Source organism: Hymenobacter perfusus (assembly GCF_003944765.1).
Lineage (GTDB): Bacteria > Bacteroidota > Bacteroidia > Cytophagales > Hymenobacteraceae > Hymenobacter > Hymenobacter perfusus.
This window is the reverse complement of record NZ_RWIU01000006.1, coordinates 164,265-181,302: the sequence shown is the minus strand read 5'-3', so window position 1 is coordinate 181,302 and position 17,038 is coordinate 164,265. Positions and strand designations below refer to the sequence as shown.

The following is a 17,038-nucleotide window of genomic DNA, read 5'->3' as shown; positions in this document are numbered from 1 at the left end:
CTGACTTGTTGCGCTATGAACTCCTTGTACACCTGGCTTACGGGCGCGGGGCTGCTGCTCAGCGGCGCGCTTTTCGCCCAAAGCACTACTGCCATCATGTCCAAACCTCCCGTTGCGGCTCTCCAGCCCAAAGAACTTAAGTCGCCGTTTGGCACCCGCCTCGACAATTACTATTGGCTCAATGAGCGCGAAAACCCGGAAGTCATCAGCTACCTGAACGCCGAAAACGCCTACACCGAGCAGCAAATGGCTCCGGTGAAGGGGCTGGAAGAAAAGCTGTTCCAGGAAATTAAGGGCCGCATCAAGGAGCAGGATGAGTCGGTGCCGTACCGCGAGAACGGGTACTACTACTACACCCGCTTCGAGGCCGGGGCCGAGTACCCGATTTACTGCCGCAAAAAGGGCAGCCTGAGCGCCAAAGAGGAAATCCTGCTCAACGCCAACGAGTTGGGCAAGGGCAAGGACTACTACCAGATCGGCGGCTTCGAGGTGAGCGACGACAACCAGGTGCTGGCCTACTCCGAGGACGTGGTGAGCCGCCGCCTCTACACGCTGCGCTTCCGCAACCTGCAAACCGGCCAGCTCTACCCCGAGCAAATCCCGAACACCAGCGGCAACGCCGTGTGGGCCACCGACAACGAGACGGTGTTCTACGTCCGCAAAGACCCCACCACGCTGCTCGATTACCAGCTCTACCGCCACACCCTGGGCACCGACCCCGGCCAGGACCAGCTGGTGTATGAGGAGAAGGACAACACCTTCCGCATCGGGGTCCACCGCTCCAAGTCGCGGCAGTACGTGCTGCTGGATATCGGCAGCACTATGTCGTCGGAGGTGCGCTATTTGGAGGCCAGCAAACCAGGTGAGCCGCTGAAGGTGTTTCTGCCCCGGGAGGCCGACCATCTGTACGAGGTGGAGCACTTCGGTAATGAGTTCTACGTGCTGTCCAACGCCGGGGCGCCCAACTTCCGGCTGCTGAAAACGCCGGTGAAGAATACTGCCAAAACGGCCTGGCAGGAGGTCATTGCTCACCGCCCCGACGTGTTTCTGGAAAACATGGAGCTGTTCAAGGACTACTTGGTGCTGGGTGAGCGGAAGGAAGGCCTGCTGCAGCTGCGCGTGATTCGGTGGAAGGACAAGCAGGAGCACTACCTCAACTTCGGGGAGCCCACCTACACGGCCGCCATCAGCATCAACCCCGAGTTCGACACGCCCGTGCTGCGCTACGGCTACTCCTCGCTCACCACGCCCAATTCCACCTTCGACTACGATATGAGCGCCCGCAGCAAGAAGCTGCTCAAGGAGCAAACCGTGCTCGGAAGCTTCAAGAAGGAGGATTACGTGACCGAGCGGGTGTACGCCACTGCCACCGATGGCACCAAAATCCCGATGTCCATTGTCTACAAAAAGGGTTTTAAGAAAGATAGCTCGGCCCCGCTGCTGCAGTACGCCTACGGATCCTACGGCTACTCCATGGACGCTACCTTCAGCGCCGCCCGCCTGAGCTTGCTGGATCGGGGCTTCGCCTACGTGATTTGCCACATCCGCGGCGGGCAGGAAATGGGCCGGCAGTGGTACGAGAACGGCAAGAAGCTCCGGAAGAAAAACACCTTCACCGACTTCACCGACTGCTCCAAGTTCCTCATCGACCAGAAGTTCACCTCCGCCGATAAGCTGTTTGCCATGGGCGGCTCGGCCGGCGGCCTGCTGATGGGCGCAGTAGTGAACAACCACCCCGAGTACTACAAGGGCGTAGTAGCGGCCGTGCCCTTCGTGGATGTGGTGACGACGATGCTCGACGAAAGCATTCCGCTGACCACCGGCGAGTACGACGAGTGGGGCAACCCCAACCAGAAAGAGTTCTACGACTATATGCTCTCGTACTCGCCCTACGACCAGGTGAAGGCCCAGGCCTACCCGAACATGCTCGTTACCACCGGCCTGCACGACTCGCAGGTGCAGTACTTCGAGCCGGCCAAGTGGGTAGCCAAGCTGCGTACCCTCAAAACCGACCAGAACCTGCTGCTGCTCCACACCGACATGGCCGCCGGCCACGGTGGTGCCTCCGGCCGCTTCAAGTCCATCCACGACACAGCCCGGCAGTTTGCCTTTATGCTGCTGCTGCTGGGGGTGAAGGCCTGACCGTAAGTACTGCGAAGCGGCGCTGTACGCCACAACAGAACGCCCCTCCGGCTCCCGGAGGGGCGTTTTGCGTTTCCGGCCGCCCACAAACCCGACAAATATTCAGGCCTTGGTGCCACCTCGGCGGCGAAGTTGCGTCTGTGGCTCGGTTACCCGGTATTCGCCCGACCTTTTATCGGCCTCCGCCGCAGAAATCAGCCGATTGGTCGGCTTCTTTTCGGGGGCGGGGCCAGAGCAATTAGGTTTGCATGGATACCGCGCCCGATGGCCCGCAGTGGTCGTTTGGCCGCCGGGTGATAGACGCTTCCCCTCTCGCACATGAAAAAGTTATTCCTCCCGATTCTTCTCCTTTCCGGCAGCCACGTGGTGCTGGCCCAAATGCCCGCTGGTGGGCCCCCGGCTGGTGCTGGTCGGCCCGCCGGTGCTATCCGGCCGACCGGGGCCGGTGGGGCCGCCGTTATGGCCCCGCAGGAAGGAACGGGCCGCATTACCGGCACCGTTACCGATGCCGCTACCAAGCAGCCGGTGCCCTATGCCACCGTGGTCTTGCTGAACCCGGCCACCGGCAAGCCCGTGGATGGCACCGCCGCCGACGACAACGGCAAATTCTCAATTCCGCGCATTGCGGCCGGCACGTACACCATCCAGATCAGCTTTATTGGCTACACGCTGGTGGAAAAGCCGGGTGTGGTGATTACTGAGGCCGGTAACACGGTGGCCCTGGGGGCCATAGCTCTGGCATCCTCGGCCCAGGCCCTGGGCGAAGTACGGGTGGAAGGCCAGCGCAGTCTGATAGAGGAAAAGGTGGACCGCACGGTGTACAACGCCGAGAAAGACGAAACAACCCGGGGCGGCGACGCCACCGACGTGCTCAAGCGCGTGCCCAACCTATCGGTGGACCTGGACGGTAACGTGAGTTTGCGCGGCAGCCAGAACATCCGGGTGCTCATCAACAACCGGCCCAGCACCATCTCGGCCAACAGCATTGCCGACGCGCTCAAGCAGATTCCGGCCGACCAGATCAAGACCGTGGAGGTGATTACCTCGCCCTCGGCCAAGTACGACGCCGAAGGCTCGGGCGGCATCATCAACATTGTCACCAAGCAGAACAACCTCCAGGGCTTTACCCTTGATTTGCGCACCAGCGCCGGTTTGCGCAGCTCCGATCTGGGCCTGAACGCCTCGTATCGGGTGGGCAAGATGGGCTTTTCGCTGGGCGGCGGCGGCCGGGGCCAGTACAACGTGCCCGGCTCGTTCCGCAACGAGCAAACCACCTACGGCATCACCGGCAACGACATTGCCAACCGTCAGCTGCTCACGCGCACCGTGCAGTCGGCCGATACGCGCCAGCAGAACGTGTTCGGGCGCTACTCGCTGGGCTGGGACTACGACATCAACAAGTACAACTTCCTGTCGGCCTCGGTGCAGCTGGGCCTGCGCAACGGCACCAACTACCAGGACGACTTAGCCTCGCAGACCACGTTTTTCCGGCCGGTGCTGGGCGACTCGCTCACCAACCGCCTCAGCGACGTGAAGGTGCTCGACAACTCGAACACCCTGGATGCCACGCTCAACTACACCCGCACCTTCGAGACGCCCCAGCGCGAGTTTAGCCTGCTGGCCCAGTACAGCCGCAACACCCGCACCAACAACTTCACCAACACTACCCTGAGCGGGGAGGGGTCCGGCGACTACCGCCGCAACCTCAACGACAGTTACAATCAGGAAATCACGCTGCAGGCCGATTACCAGACGCCCCTGAGCAAAACCCAGCTGCTGGAGTTCGGGGCCAAGGACATCATGCGTCGCGTGAACAGCGACTATACTACCTTCCTGAACGGGCAGCGGCAGACCGGCACCACGCTTTCCAACGTGTTCGACTACAACCAGAACATTGCGGCCGCCTACCTCTCATACACCCAGAGCTTCCTCAAGAGTTACACCCTGAAAGCCGGGGCGCGCTACGAGTACACCACCATCAACGCCGACTTCCGCACCGACACGGAAACCTCCATTGACCCATACGGAGTGCTGGTGCCCAGCGTGAACCTCTCGCGCAAGCTGGCCAACGGCAACGTGCTCAAAGCCGCCTACAACTACCGCATTCAGCGTCCTTCCCTGCAATTTCTGAACCCCAACCGGCAGTCGGGCAACCAGTTGCAGTACACCGAGGGCAACCCCGAGTTGAAGCCCGAGTACACCAACAACTACGAGTTGGGCTATAGCACCTTCATCAAGCAGACCTCGCTGAACTTCTCGGTATTTGCGCGTAACACTAACGGCTCCATCCAGCCGGTGCGCACCCAAGACGGCGCCCTCATCAAGACCACCTACGACAATATCGGTACCGAAAACGCTTACGGCGGCAGCGTGAATGCCAACGTGAACGTGCAGAACAAGCTCACGCTGGGCGGCGGCCTGGATGTGTACTACGCTACCCTCGACAACAACACCTCCGATGTGCTGTACGCGGCCAGCAACCAGGGCTGGGTGGCCAGCGGCCGACTCATGGGCGGGTACACCTTTGCCAAGGGCTGGGGCGTGCAGGCGTTCAGCTTCTACCGGGGACGACAGGTGCAGCTCCAGGGCTACCAGGGCGGCTTCGGGGTGTACAGCGTGGGCCTGAAAAAGGACTTCGCCGATAAGAAAGGCAGCATCGGCTTCGGGGCCGACAACTTCCTGACGCCCACCAACACAATCCGCAACTCCATCAGTACGCCCGTCCTCGATCAGTACAGCGAGAACGTGCTGCGCCGCTCGGGCTTCCGGGTGAACCTGAGCTACCGCATCGGCAAGATGAGCATGGCCCAGCCCAAGCGCAAACGCTCCATCAACAACGACGACCTGAAAGAAGGCGGCGACGGGGGCAACGGGGCCGGGGCCACGCCCGCCCAGGGTACCAGCGGCGGCCGGCCCTAGCCCGGTACCTGCGTAACGGGCCAGGTGGCCCGTTACCTAAAACCGACCGTCCGGGTGCCCAAGCGCATCCCGGCCGGTCGGTTTTGCGTGGCGGCTACCGCTGCCGCTCCCCGATGATGATCAGGCCTCAGAGCTTAAAACCGATTGGTTTTGCCCCGTGAGGAAGCCTCGGAGCTTCAAACCGATTGGTTTTGCCCTGTGAGGAAATCTCAGAGCTTAAAACCGATTGGTTTTGCCCCGTGAGGAAACCTCGGAGCTTAAAACCGATTGGTTTTGCCCTGTGAGGACGCCTCAGGGTTTAAAAACCGATTGGTTTTGTCCTGGGAGATGTCGGGGTGGGGCCGGGCCGTTCGGCTACTCGCCGCTTACTACGCGCAGGCTGTCGGGGACGGGGCCGCGGGTGGCTTGGGTGAGCTGGTTCTGGAGCTGAAAGTTCACCGTCTCGCAGTCGGCAAAACGGCGGTTGGCCATTTCCAGCGCGGCCTCAGTGGTTTGCAGGCGCTGGTAGAGAAACAGGATCAGGCCGAGGGCAATGAGGAGGGCGGCTAGGGGCAGCGCTTTGTTCATGTAAGCAGGGGGTAATGGCGTTTCGGGAGCAGTAAGCAGCTTCTCGTCGGGCAGATAACAGCCGAAACCGGAAAGAAGGAAACCAGCCTCGAAAAACCGGTTTGGTCAGCGGACGAATGCCGCCGAAAATCAAACAAAAGTACGGCCTAGCGCCCACAAAAAGGCCCCGCCACGTAACCACGGCGGGGCCTTTCGCATACATTCTAAGCTCTAAGCTCTAAGCTCTAAGCTCTAAGCTCTAAGCTCTAAGCTCTAAGCTCTAAGCTCTAAGCTCTAAGCTCTAAGCTCTAAGCTCTAAGCTCTAAATGCTGGTATTGGGGTCGAACTGCTCCAGGTAGTCGGCCACGCGGCGCACGAACATACCGCCCAGGGAGCCGTCCACCACGCGGTGGTCGTAGCTGTGGCTCAGGAACATGAAGTGGCGCACGCCAATCAAATCACCCTGCGGGGTTTCGATGACGGCGGGCTTCTTCTTGATAGCGCCCACGGCCATGATGGCCACCTGCGGCTGCATGATGATGGGCGTGCCCATCACGTTGCCAAACGAGCCGACGTTGGACACGGTGTAGGTGCCGCCTTCCAAGTCCTCGGGCTTGAGTTTGTTGGTGCGGGCACGGTTAGCCAGGTCGTTGAGCTTCTTGCTCAGGCCGTTCAGGTTCAGCTGGTCGGCGTTGTGAATCACGGGCACAATAAGGTTGCCGGAAGGCAGCGCTACGGCCACGCCAATGTTGATGTCGCGCTTTTTGATGATGTAGTCGCCCTCAATGGACACGTTGATCATCGGGAAGTCTTGAATGGCGCGGGCAATGGCCTGGATGAAGATGGGCGTGAAGGTGAGGTTTTCGCCCTCGCGCTTCTTGTAGGCATCCTTGTGCTTGTTGCGCCAGTTCACGATGTCGGTCACGTCGGCCTCCACAAACGAGGTGACGTGGGGCGAAATCCGCTTGCTATCCACCATGCGCTGGGCAATCATTTTGCGCATGCGGTCCATTTCCAGCAGCTCCTGGTTGCCGCTGATAGACGGCACCGCTTTGGTTGGTTGCTGGTTGTTCGTTGCTGGTTGTTGGGCGGGAGCAGCGGCTGGAGCAGCTACCGGGGCTGGGGCCGCTGGTACTGCGGCTATCGGAGCCGCAGCAGCGGCCTGCGTCAGCGGCTTCTTGCCGGCGGCTACGTAATCGAGGATGTCTTTTTTCGTCACGCGGCCTTCGCTGCCGGTGCCGGGCAGGTACTCCAGGTCACCCATCGAAATGCCTTCTTCGCGGGCAATGCTGAGCACGAGCGGCGAGTAGAAGCGGCTGGCCTGGGGCTGGGCGGCTACGGCTTGGGCGGCGTTGGCCTGCGGGTCGTGGGCTTCGGGCAGGTAAGGTACGGTGGGCTTCTCAGCGCCGTTGATGGTAGGAGCGGGAGCCTCGGCAGCGGCGGCCGGGGCAGCGCTGGCGGCGCTGGCGGCGTCGGTTTCAATAACGGCAATGGGAGCCCCCACGGCTACTACCTGGCCTTCCTGCACCAGGATTTCCTGGAGCACGCCGGCGTGCAGAGCCGGTACCTCAGTATCCACCTTATCGGTAGCTACTTCCAGCACCGACTCATCCTGGTCGATGGTGTCGCCTACTTGTTTGAGCCATTTCAGGACGGTGCCTTCCATGATGGATTCGCCCATCTTGGGCATCGTCATTTCCACTCGTGCCATGCGGTTGGGGGTGTTTAGGGAAAAGGGTGGGGGTGGGTTTCGGAGCCCAAAGGTAAGTGAAGTGTTGGACTGTTGGATTGTGGGATTGTTGAATGGGTGGATTGCTGGATTATTGAATAGGTGGATGGTTGAATGGTTTGATGGGATACGGCTGTCATCCTGAGAGGAGCGAAGAACCTTATCACGTGTGAACAAGTCATCCGGTAGTACACCTAACGTGATAAGGTCCTTCGCAAGCTCAGGATGACAGTTTGCCACTATTCAACCAGCTACTAATCCACCCATTCAGCAATCCACCCATTCAACCAGCCACCCATTCACCCCTTCTCCACTTCCAGTCGCAGCAGATTCAGGGCGGCGGTGGTGGTGTACTCCAGGTTGAGCTGGCGGCCGCGGTTGAAGCTGATCTGGCGGGTGACGGTGCGGCGGGCGTCGGCATAGGCAATACAGATGGTGCCCACGGGCTTGGCGTCGGTGCCGCCGTCGGGGCCGGCAATGCCGCTGGTGGCCAGGGCCACATCAACGCCCAGGCGGCGGCGCAGGCCCTCGGCCATTTCGGCCACGGCGGCTTCGCTCACGGCCCCGTGGGCGGCCAAGGTTTCGGGCTTCACACCCAGCTCCTGCATCTTGATGTCGTTGGAGTAGGCAATGATGCTGCCCTGGTAGTAGCGGGAGCTGCCGGGCACGCTGGTGAGGCGGTGGGCCAGCAGGCCGCCAGTGCAGCTCTCGGCGGTGCCCACCGTGAGGCCCCGCTCGGCTAGCAAAGTGCCCACGGCCGTTTCCAGGTTGATTTCGCCTACGGCGAATATATGGTCACCGAGCAAGGTGCGCAGCTCGGGCAGTAAGGCCTCCATGCGGGCACGCAGGTCGGGCTGGCCGTCGTCGTGGCCGGTGAGGCGCAGGCGTACGCCGCCCAAAGAGGGTAGGTAGGCCAGTTTGATGTTGGCGGGCAGGGCTGCTTCCCAGCTCTCGATGCGCTGGGCCAGAAACGACTCGCCCAGGCCCACCGTCTGCACCACCACGTGCTCAATGGGGGGCGTCTGGAAGTGCTGGCGCAGGCGGGGCAGCACCTCGTCGGTCATCAGCCCTTTCATTTCAAACGGCACGCCGGGCATGCTTACGAACACGGTGCCCCGGTCCTCGAACCACATGCCGGGGGCCGTGCCCAGGGCGTTATGCAGCACCGTACAGTTGGCCGGCACCAGGGCCTGCTGGCGGTTTACTTCCAGCATGGGCCGGTTGTAGCGGGCAAAAATGCCTTCCACGTGGTGTAGAGTGGGCTCGTGCAGCACCAGCTCCGCGCCGAAGTAGCGGGCCAGTACGTGCTTGGTGAGGTCGTCTTTGGTGGGACCGAGGCCGCCGGTCATCAGTACCACCTGGGCCCGCTGCCGGGCCAGGTCGAGGGCAGCTACAATTTCGTCGGCCCGGTCGGAGACGCTGGTAATCTGGCGCACGCGCAGGCCCAGCTTGCCCAGCTCCTGGCCCATAAAGGCCGAATTGGTGTCGATGACCTGCCCGTAGAGCAGCTCGTCGCCAATGGTCATGATTTCAACGTCGGGAATGAGGGGCATGGAGAGAAGGTTAGGTAGAGTAGCGGATTTGGCGCAATATTGGCACCTCGCCCGCTAACAACGCCACACCGGCGTCTGGGTTTACCCGATTTTTCCCGTATGACTCCCCTCCGTACCCTCGCTTTGGGTCTCACGCTCATCCTGGCCACCGCGCAGCTGGCCGCCGCCCAAACCAAAACCACCACGAAAAAAACCACGACCACCACCAAGAAAACCACCCCGGTCAAGAAAACGACGCCCGTCAAAAAGACCACGACCACCACCAAAGTTGCCGCCGCTACCAAAGTGGTAGCACCCGTGGTAGTGCCCCTCACGGCCGACGAAGCTACCGGCGGCCTGCGCGAGGCCCTCACCCAGGCCGTGACCAAAGCCGTGGCCCAGGGCGGCGAAACCGACGGCTTCAACGCCAACGCCGATATCCGCATTCCGTTCCCGCCCGAGGCGGAGCTGGTAGCCGCCACGCTGCGCAAGCTACGGGCCGGCGCTTTGGTCGATAACTTTGAGGTGGCCCTGAACCGCGCCGCCGAAACGGCCGCCGGCCAGGCTAAGCCCATCTTCCTGAACGCGGTACAGAACCTGAGCCTCCAGGATGCCCTCACGCTGGCTACCAGCAAGGAAACGGACGCGGCTACCACGCTGCTCTACGAAAAAACGGCCGCTGACCTGCGCACCACGTTCCAGCCTACCGTGCAGCAGTCGTTGGAACAAACTGGGGCCATCAGGCTCTACGCCGAAATGGTGGCCCGCTATAACAAGATTCCGCTCGTGACGCCCCTCAACCCGCAGCTGGTGCCCTACGCCACCGAGAAAACCGTGGATGGCCTGTTTGCCCTCATGGCCGCCGAGGAAGGCCGCATCCGGGCCAACCCCGCCGCCCAGGGCAGCGCCCTGCTCAAGCGCGTATTCGGCGGGAAGTAGTAAAGAAGTGTAAAGTCAAAGCCCTACCTGTCATCCTGAGCAGAGCGAAGGACCTTGTCACGCATGAACGACTAACACTGGTATCGTTCTAACGTGATAAGGTCATTCGTCGCCGCTTGATGCGCGGAATGCTTAGGATGACAGGTAGGGCTTTGACTTTACACTTTCCAAAAAAATCCTGGTCCGGTTTCTGCAAAAGTGCCGGCAGTATATTTGCCGCTCACTTTCCTCGCCATGAACTACCGCCGTTTTCTCGTGTTACCCGCCGTGCTGCTGGGGCTGCAGCTATCCGCTTCGGCTCAGATTAAGCTCTCGAAGCTGGGAGATATTCTCAAAACCACGCTGCCCAAAACTACCACTACCAGCCCAACTGGCAGCACCGGCACGGGCAGCCTCACGCAGCAGGAAGCGGCCCAGGGCCTGCGCGAGGCCCTCTCGCAGGGCATCAGCAAAGGCACCGACCAGGCCTCCAAACAGGACGGCTTCTACCTGAATCGCTTGATCCGGATTCCGTTTCCCGCCGATGCGCAGCGCGTGGCTACCACGCTCCGTAAGCTGGGCCTGGGCAGCCAGGTGGATAAGTTTGAGTTGTCGTTGAACCGGGGCGCGGAGGATGCCGCCAAGAGTGCCAAGCCTATTTTCCTGGCCGCCATCAAAAGCCTCACGTTTAAGGACGTGTGGGGCATCCTGACCGGGGAGAAGGACGCCGCCACCAACTACCTCAAGCGCACCACCACCGAGCAGCTCACCACGGCCTTCCGACCCATCATCCAGCAAAGCCTCGACAAGGTAGGAGCCACCAAATACTACACCGACCTGACCACCCGCTACAACCGCATCCCGCTGGTTACGCCCGTGCAAACCGACCTTAACCAGTACGCCACCGGCAAAGCCATTGATGGCTTGTTCACCTTGGTAGCCCAGGAGGAAGCCAACATCCGCGAAAACCCCGTGGCCCGCACCACCGATATACTCAAGCGCGTTTTCGGCCGGAAGTAGGAGTTCTTAATGTGGTGGGAATGTGATAAATGATTTTTCTCGGGAGTAGATATGAAAAGGCCCGCTTTCCAGTAGGAAAGCGGGCCTTTTCAGTGGGCAGAAGTGGTGGAACAGAGGGAGGAGAATAAGGCATTCCACACATTCCAACCACATTCTGCACATTACAGATTAATAGTCGTCGTAGTCGGAGTTGCGGCGGCTGTTGCGGGAGCTGCCGCTGCTACCGTACTCGTCGGAGTCGTCGTCGGAAAGGTCGTCATCATCCAGGTCGTCGAGGGAGCTGAAGCCGGTGCTGCCGTCGGGGTCTTCGGTGGCTTCGGCGGTGGCGTACTCGTCTTCGGTCATGCTGGCCAGGTCCAGCGCCTCATCGTGCGAGGAGCCGGTGTCACGCCACATCAGGTAGTCGGCGTATTTGGCCGAGAGTTGGTCTTCGGGGTTGCCCCGGGTAGCGTCGCCGCCGGTAGCCGCAAAGTTGTCCAGCTCATCATCGTCGAAAAGGTCGTCTTCGAGGTCGTCGTGTTGTCTCATGGCCTTGCTAGGGTCAGAAAAGGGTGATAAGATTCAGAGGAAAAACGCCGGGGCGTTGTTGCGGCAAAGATACGTGCGGAACCGCTGCGAAGGTTTCCATCTAGGTTGCCGGGGCGCATATTTTACCCCAAACACCTACCGGGCGGCCTTTGCCCCGAAATCTGTAATGTTGACCTGCGCCGTGCAAAAGTCGTACTCCTCGGGCACATTGCTTGATACCAGGACCGTACGGCCGGCCAGCGTCGCCCGCACGTGTTCCAGGTACCATTCCACCCCGGTCCGGTCCAGGTTGGTGGTGGGCTCGTCCAGCAGGAGCAGGGGGGTATCGGCATAGAGGGCCAGGGCCAGCTTCAGGCGCTGCTTCATGCCGCTGGAAAAGTCGCGCACCAGCTTGTGGCGGGATTTCTCCAGGTACATCAGCGTAATGAGCTCCTCGGCTGAGAGGCCCGGCCGTAGCGGCTTGAAGCGGGTGTGAAACCGGATCAGCTCGGTCAGGCTCAGCTCCTCAATCAGCTCCAGATAGGGTGCGGCATAGGCCAGGCGGGCAGGCACGTCCTCCACCGCTACCGGCCGGCCCTGGTGCTCATACAAAATAGTGCCGGCCGTGGGCAAAATCTGGCCCGACAGCGTGTTGAGCAGCGTGCTCTTGCCCGCCCCATTGGGTCCCAGAATGGCCGTGGCCGTACCCGCCCGAAACGTGTGGGTGAGGTCCCGGAAAATCCATTCCCGGGCAAACCGCTTGCTCAGGCCCGTGGCGGTAATCTGCATTGTTCAGACCTTAGATAATGAGAAGTGAGAAGTGAGACTTTCGTTCATGAGCACAAGCCCGAACAACAGTCTCACTTCTCACTTCTACAAACTACTCTCCGCTGGCGCTGGTGTTGCGGGAGTAGCCTTTGATGACGCCGCGGCCAGAGTTGCGGATGAAGTTCACGACCTCGTCGCGCTCCGGCGAAGGGGCCAGCTCCAGCTCAATCTGGTCGAGGGCGGCGGCGTTGTTGAGGCCGCTCAGGAACAGCAGGCGGTAGAGCTGCTGAATTTCGGCAATCTTCTGATCCGAGAACCCCCGGCGGCGTAGCCCGATGCTGTTGATGCCCACATAGGTCAGCGGCTCGCGGCCGGCCTTCACGAAGGGCGGCACATCCTTCCGGATGAGGGAGCCCCCCGAAATCATGGCGTGCTGCCCGACCCGCACAAACTGGTGAATGGCCGAGGAGCCTCCCACAATGGCAAAATCCCCGATTTCGACGTGGCCCGCCACCTGCACCGTATTGGCCAGGATACAGTTATTGCCAATCACGCAGTCGTGGGCCACGTGCACGTAGGCCATCAGCAGGCAATTGGCACCTACCACGGTCTTGAGCTTATCCACGGTGCCACGGTTCACCGTCACGCACTCCCGAATCACGGTGTTGTCGCCGATATGCACGGTGGTTCGTTCGCCGGCAAACTTGAGGTCCTGGGGCTGAGCCGCAATAACGGCCCCCGGGAAAATCTTGCAGTTTTTGCCAATGCGCGCCCCCGCCATAATCGTGACGTTGGGCCCAATCCAGGTGCCTTCCCCGATTTCCACATCCTTGTCGATGGTCGTGAAGGGTTCCACTACCACGTTCTGGGCAATCTTGGCTTCGGGGTGAATATAGGCGAGCGGCTGGTTCATTCTTGTCAATTAAAAATTGAGAATTAAAAATTAAGAATTGAAGAAGGTGGCGTGTGCAGGAAGAAGAGAACAGCCATTTTTAATTCTTCATTTTTAATTCTTAATTCTTCTTCACGATGCTGGCCGACATTTCGGCTTCCATGACCACTTTGCCATTCACGTAGGCCTTGCCGCTCATTTTGGCGATGCCCCGCTTGATGGGGGCAGTCAGCTCGCATTTGAACAGAATCGTGTCGCCGGGTTTAACCATCCGACGGAAGCGGCAGTTTTCGATTCCCAGAAAATAGGTCCAGTAATTCTCCGGATCGGGCACGGTGCTCAGTACCAGAATACCGCCGGTCTGGGCCATGGCCTCAATCTGCAGGACGCCGGGCATGACGGGGTTGCCGGGGAAGTGACCGGTGAAAAACTGCTCGTTGAAGGTCACATTCTTCACGCCCGTTACGGTGGTGGCGTCAAGATGAATGATCTTGTCGATGAGCAGAAAGGGGTAGCGGTGAGGCAGGGTGGCGGCAATCTTGTTGATGTCCATCACCGGCTCCCGGGCCGGGTCGTAGGCTGGCACCGGGCTGGTGTGGGCCTCCATCATCTTCTTCTTGATGCGCTTGGCAAACGCCACGTTGGCCGCGTGGCCGGGGCGGGCCGCCAGAATCTGGCCTTTCAGGGGGCGGCCTACCAGGGCCAGGTCGCCTACTAGGTCGAGGAGTTTGTGGCGGGCGGGCTCGTTTTTGTAGCGCAGGTCCACGTTGTTAAGGATGCCTTCCTTCTTCACGGCCACTTTGGGCTTGCCCAGCATGGTGGCCAGCTCGTCCAGCTCCTCGTCGCTCACCACGCGGTCTACCACTACAATGGCGTTGCTCAAATCACCACCCTTAATCAGGTTCGACTTGTAGAGGGCCTCCAGTTCGTGCAGAAAGCAGAATGTGCGGGAGGAGGCAATTTCGGTGGTAAACTGGTCGATGTGGGTGAGGGAGGCGTGTTGGGAGCCCAGGACAGGCGAGTTGTAGTCCACCATCACCGTGAGGCGGTAGGAGTTTAGCGGCAGACCGGCAATTTCCACGGCCCGGGCGTTGTCCACGTAGCGGATTTCGTCGGGTATCTCGAAGTAGTTGCGCAGCGCGTTCTGCTCCTGCAGGCCCGCTTCCATCAGGGGCTTGATGAATTCGTAGCTGCTGCCATCCATAATGGGGGGCTCCGGGCCGTCCAGCTGAATCAGGATGTTATCAAGCTGCAGACCCACCAGGGCCGCCAGCGTGTGCTCCACGGTATTCACGCGGGCCCCGTTCTGCTCAATGGTAGTGCCGCGGGAAAGGTCCACCACGTTGTCCACGTCGGCATCCACAATGGGCTGGCCGGGCAAATCCACGCGCTGAAACTTGTAGCCGTGGTTGATGGGAGCGGGGCAGAACGTCATGGTGGCCTGTACGCCCGTGTGCAGCCCAATGCCGCTCACCGTGACGGGGGCCTTGATGGTATGTTGCTTGTCGTTCATTTTCTGAGTTGTCCGTTGCCAGTTGCCCGTTGTCAGTTATCAGGCCATCGAAAACAAGATGGGCCCCAACAACTGACAACGGGCAACCGGCAACTCAAATAGACTGCAAAGCTAGGGCTTTTCCGTTGCGCTTTGGTTGCGTTCCAGTTGGGTGAGGCGGCGCTCTACCTCGGGCAGGTGGCGGAAGATGGCGTTGGCGCGCAGACTGTCGCGCAGCATGAAGGCGGGGGAGCCCTGCAGCAGAATGCCTTCCTCCTTGATGGATTTGCCCACGCCCGACTGCGCCGTAACGGTGGTGCGGTTGGCCAGGCTCAGGTGCCCGGCAATGCCCGTCTGGCCGGCCAGCACGCAGAAGTCCCCAATTTTGGTGGAGCCCGAAATGCCCGTCTGGGCCGCTACTACCGTGTGGCGGCCGATTTCCACGTTGTGGGCAATCTGCACGAGGTTGTCCACTTTGGCGCCTTCCCGGATGATGGTGGAGCCCATAGTAGCGCAGTCGATGGTGGCGTTGGCGCCCACGCTCACGTTGTCTTCCAGCACCACATTGCCAATCTGCGGGATGGTGCGGTAAGAGCCGTCGGGCTGGGGCGCAAAGCCGAAACCGTCGGAGCCGATGACGGCCCCGGCATGGATGGTGCAGCGGCTGCCGATGACGGTTTCGGCGTACACTTTCGCTCCGGCGTACAAAATTGTGCCGTCCCCGATTTTCACCCGGTCACCGATGAACACGTGGGGGAAAATTACCACGTCCTGCCCGATTTCGCAGTTCTCGCCGATGTAGGAAAACGCGCCCCGGTAATGGTTCTCGCCGATGCGGGCACTGGCGGCCATGTAGGCCGGTTCCTCTACGCCGCGCTTGCCTGTGCGGGTGGCTTGCTGGTAGAACTCCAGAAGCGTGGTAAAGCTGGTGTATGGGTCATCAACCCGAATAAGGGCCGCTGATGTGGGCTGGCGCAGCTCCAGGGTGCGGCTCACAATGACGGCCGTGGCCCCGGTGGTGTAGAGGTGGTGCTCGTACTTGAGGTTGGCCAGAAACGACAGGGAGCCGGCCTGGCCCTCTTCAATCTTGGCAAGTCGGTCAATGCGCTGAGTGGCGTCGCCTTCTACTGCTCCGTGCAGAACTTCTGCTATCTGGCCTACGGTAAATTCCATCGGGCAAAAGTAAGAGTTGGTTTTTGGTTTTTAGTTTTTGGTAGCTGGATGGGGCTGTAGTTTACGGCATCTGGCTATCCGTCAGAACGAAGCCAGAAACCAAAAACCAGCCACCAAAAACCATTACAAAATCTCCTTGGGGTAGCAGATGTAGTGCTTTTCCACGCGTTGGCTGATGGCGCGGATGTTAGGCAGGTCCGATGCCTCTGCCACGTTCACCACCCGGCCGCTTTTGGTAAGCACGTCAATCGGGTCCTGGCCGTCGGCGTCGTAAGCGTTGTTGCTGATGCGGCCGGTGAGCATGAGCTGGGCCGCGTCGTGGGCCGGCAGCTTGAAGTGCTCGGCAATCAGGTCCACGATGCCCAACTGAAATTCGTCGTCGAAGGGCTCAGTCTGGAGGGTGATTTTAAATAGATGCCGGTCGAGCAGGCTTTGGGCCAGGTAATTGAGTACTTTATCGGGGTGGTCGGCCCAGAGTTTCACGGCTCCCCACACGTCGGTGTCGTCCAGACGGGTGAAACGGCGCAGAATCTGGTCGTCCTGCTCGAACTCCCGCTGCTTCACGTTGCGCGAGAGAAAGAAGTGCAGGTTGGGAGCTGCCGGCACCTGCACACCGGCCCGCACCAGGTCCCGGGCCCGCTGCATAATGCGAATCACCATCTGCTCGGCTGAGGTAACGGTTTTGTGCAGGTATACCTGCCAGTACATCAGCCGCCGGCTCACCAGAAAGTTCTCAATGCTGTACACGGCCTTTTCCTCCAGCACCAGCCGCTCGTCCACCACGGTCAGCATTTTAATGAGGCGGTCGGCCCCGGGGCGGCCTTCCTGCACGCCGGTGTAAAACGAGTCGCGGTTAAGGTAGTCGAGGCGGTCCATATCCAACTGGCTGCTCACGAGCTGGTGGAAAAACGGCCGGTCATAAGTGCCTTCGAAGATGGCAATGGCCAAATCCAGCGCCCCGCCAAACTGGGCGTTGAGTTTGCGCATCAGGTGCAGGCTGATGGCCTCGTGATGCACATCATCGAAGATACTGCGCTCCAAAGCATGAGACAGAGGCCCGTGGCCGATATCGTGGAGCAGGATAGCGGCCATAGCCGCTTCGCCTTCCCGGGCCGAAATCTTCACGCCTTTGTCCTTGAGCGTGCGCAAAGCCAGCGTCATCAGGTGCATGGCACCCAGGGCGTGGTGAAAGCGCGTGTGCAAAGCTCCCGGGTACACAAACATGGTGAGGCCCAGCTGCTGAATGCGGCGCAGGCGCTGGAAGTACGTGTGCTCAATCAGGTCAAACAACAACTCCGTCGGGATGGTGACAAAGCCATATACCGGGTCGTTGAAGATTTTCTTTTTGTTCATGCGAAGGAGAGAAGCCAAGACCCGGGAAGCATCCGGAGTCTGGCGGA

At 60.4% G+C, this 17,038-nt stretch carries 13 protein-coding genes; 4 read left to right on the top strand and 9 right to left on the bottom strand.

From position 1 onward, the window contains the following. Positions 1-96: 96 nt before the first annotated feature. Entirely contained in the window at positions 97-2,142 is a 2,046-nt protein-coding gene (locus EI293_RS17455; RefSeq protein WP_125439906.1) for a S9 family peptidase, read from the top strand. Positions 2,143-2,460: 318 nt separating this feature from the next. Further along, complete coding sequence (locus EI293_RS17450) at positions 2,461-5,061, top strand: TonB-dependent receptor domain-containing protein (RefSeq protein WP_125439833.1); 2,601 nt, start codon at positions 2,461-2,463, stop codon at positions 5,059-5,061. A gap of 354 nt (positions 5,062-5,415) precedes the next feature. Here EI293_RS17450 and EI293_RS17445 read toward each other — a convergent pair whose 3' ends face one another. From EI293_RS17445 to EI293_RS17435, 3 genes are all read right to left on the bottom strand, one after another. Then, on the bottom strand, positions 5,416-5,628 hold the full coding sequence (locus EI293_RS17445) for a hypothetical protein (protein ID WP_125439832.1): 213 nt from the start codon (positions 5,626-5,628) through the stop codon (positions 5,416-5,418). A gap of 301 nt (positions 5,629-5,929) precedes the next feature. Beyond that, entirely contained in the window at positions 5,930-7,318 is a 1,389-nt protein-coding gene (locus EI293_RS17440; protein ID WP_125439831.1) for a dihydrolipoamide acetyltransferase family protein, read from the bottom strand. 317 nt (positions 7,319-7,635) lie between these two features. Next, a complete protein-coding gene (locus EI293_RS17435; RefSeq protein WP_125439830.1) occupies positions 7,636-8,889 on the bottom strand; it encodes a competence/damage-inducible protein A in 1,254 nt (417 codons plus the stop codon). A gap of 99 nt (positions 8,890-8,988) precedes the next feature. Between EI293_RS17435 and EI293_RS17430 the strand changes: the two genes are divergently transcribed. Continuing rightward, positions 8,989-9,807 carry a DUF4197 domain-containing protein gene (locus EI293_RS17430; protein WP_125439829.1) on the top strand — a complete coding sequence of 273 codons (819 nt, stop codon included), beginning with the start codon at positions 8,989-8,991 and terminating at the stop codon, positions 9,805-9,807. A 234-nt stretch (positions 9,808-10,041) separates the two neighbouring features. Then, positions 10,042-10,806: a DUF4197 domain-containing protein gene (locus tag EI293_RS17425; RefSeq protein ID WP_125439828.1), complete on the top strand. Its 765-nt coding sequence runs from the start codon at positions 10,042-10,044 to the stop codon at positions 10,804-10,806. Between the two features lie 168 nt (positions 10,807-10,974). On the opposite strand, the gene EI293_RS17420 is transcribed toward EI293_RS17425, so the two are convergent. The 6 genes from EI293_RS17420 to EI293_RS17395 form a co-directional block, all read right to left on the bottom strand. Continuing rightward, positions 10,975-11,334, bottom strand: a complete 360-nt coding sequence (locus EI293_RS17420; protein WP_125439827.1) for a hypothetical protein — start codon at positions 11,332-11,334, stop codon at positions 10,975-10,977. Between the two features lie 135 nt (positions 11,335-11,469). Beyond that, positions 11,470-12,102: an ABC transporter ATP-binding protein gene (locus EI293_RS17415; protein WP_125439826.1), complete on the bottom strand. Its 633-nt coding sequence runs from the start codon at positions 12,100-12,102 to the stop codon at positions 11,470-11,472. A gap of 91 nt (positions 12,103-12,193) precedes the next feature. Beyond that, positions 12,194-12,994, bottom strand: coding sequence for an acyl-ACP--UDP-N-acetylglucosamine O-acyltransferase (lpxA, locus tag EI293_RS17410; protein ID WP_125439825.1), 801 nt, complete (start codon positions 12,992-12,994; stop codon positions 12,194-12,196). A gap of 100 nt (positions 12,995-13,094) precedes the next feature. Beyond that, on the bottom strand, positions 13,095-14,486 hold the full coding sequence (locus tag EI293_RS17405) for a bifunctional UDP-3-O-[3-hydroxymyristoyl] N-acetylglucosamine deacetylase/3-hydroxyacyl-ACP dehydratase (RefSeq protein ID WP_125439824.1): 1,392 nt from the start codon (positions 14,484-14,486) through the stop codon (positions 13,095-13,097). 111 nt (positions 14,487-14,597) lie between these two features. Next, positions 14,598-15,638 carry a UDP-3-O-(3-hydroxymyristoyl)glucosamine N-acyltransferase gene (gene lpxD / locus EI293_RS17400; RefSeq protein ID WP_125439823.1) on the bottom strand — a complete coding sequence of 347 codons (1,041 nt, stop codon included), beginning with the start codon at positions 15,636-15,638 and terminating at the stop codon, positions 14,598-14,600. A gap of 123 nt (positions 15,639-15,761) precedes the next feature. Continuing rightward, positions 15,762-16,991: an HD domain-containing protein gene (locus tag EI293_RS17395; RefSeq protein WP_125439822.1), complete on the bottom strand. Its 1,230-nt coding sequence runs from the start codon at positions 16,989-16,991 to the stop codon at positions 15,762-15,764. Positions 16,992-17,038 lie beyond the last annotated feature (47 nt).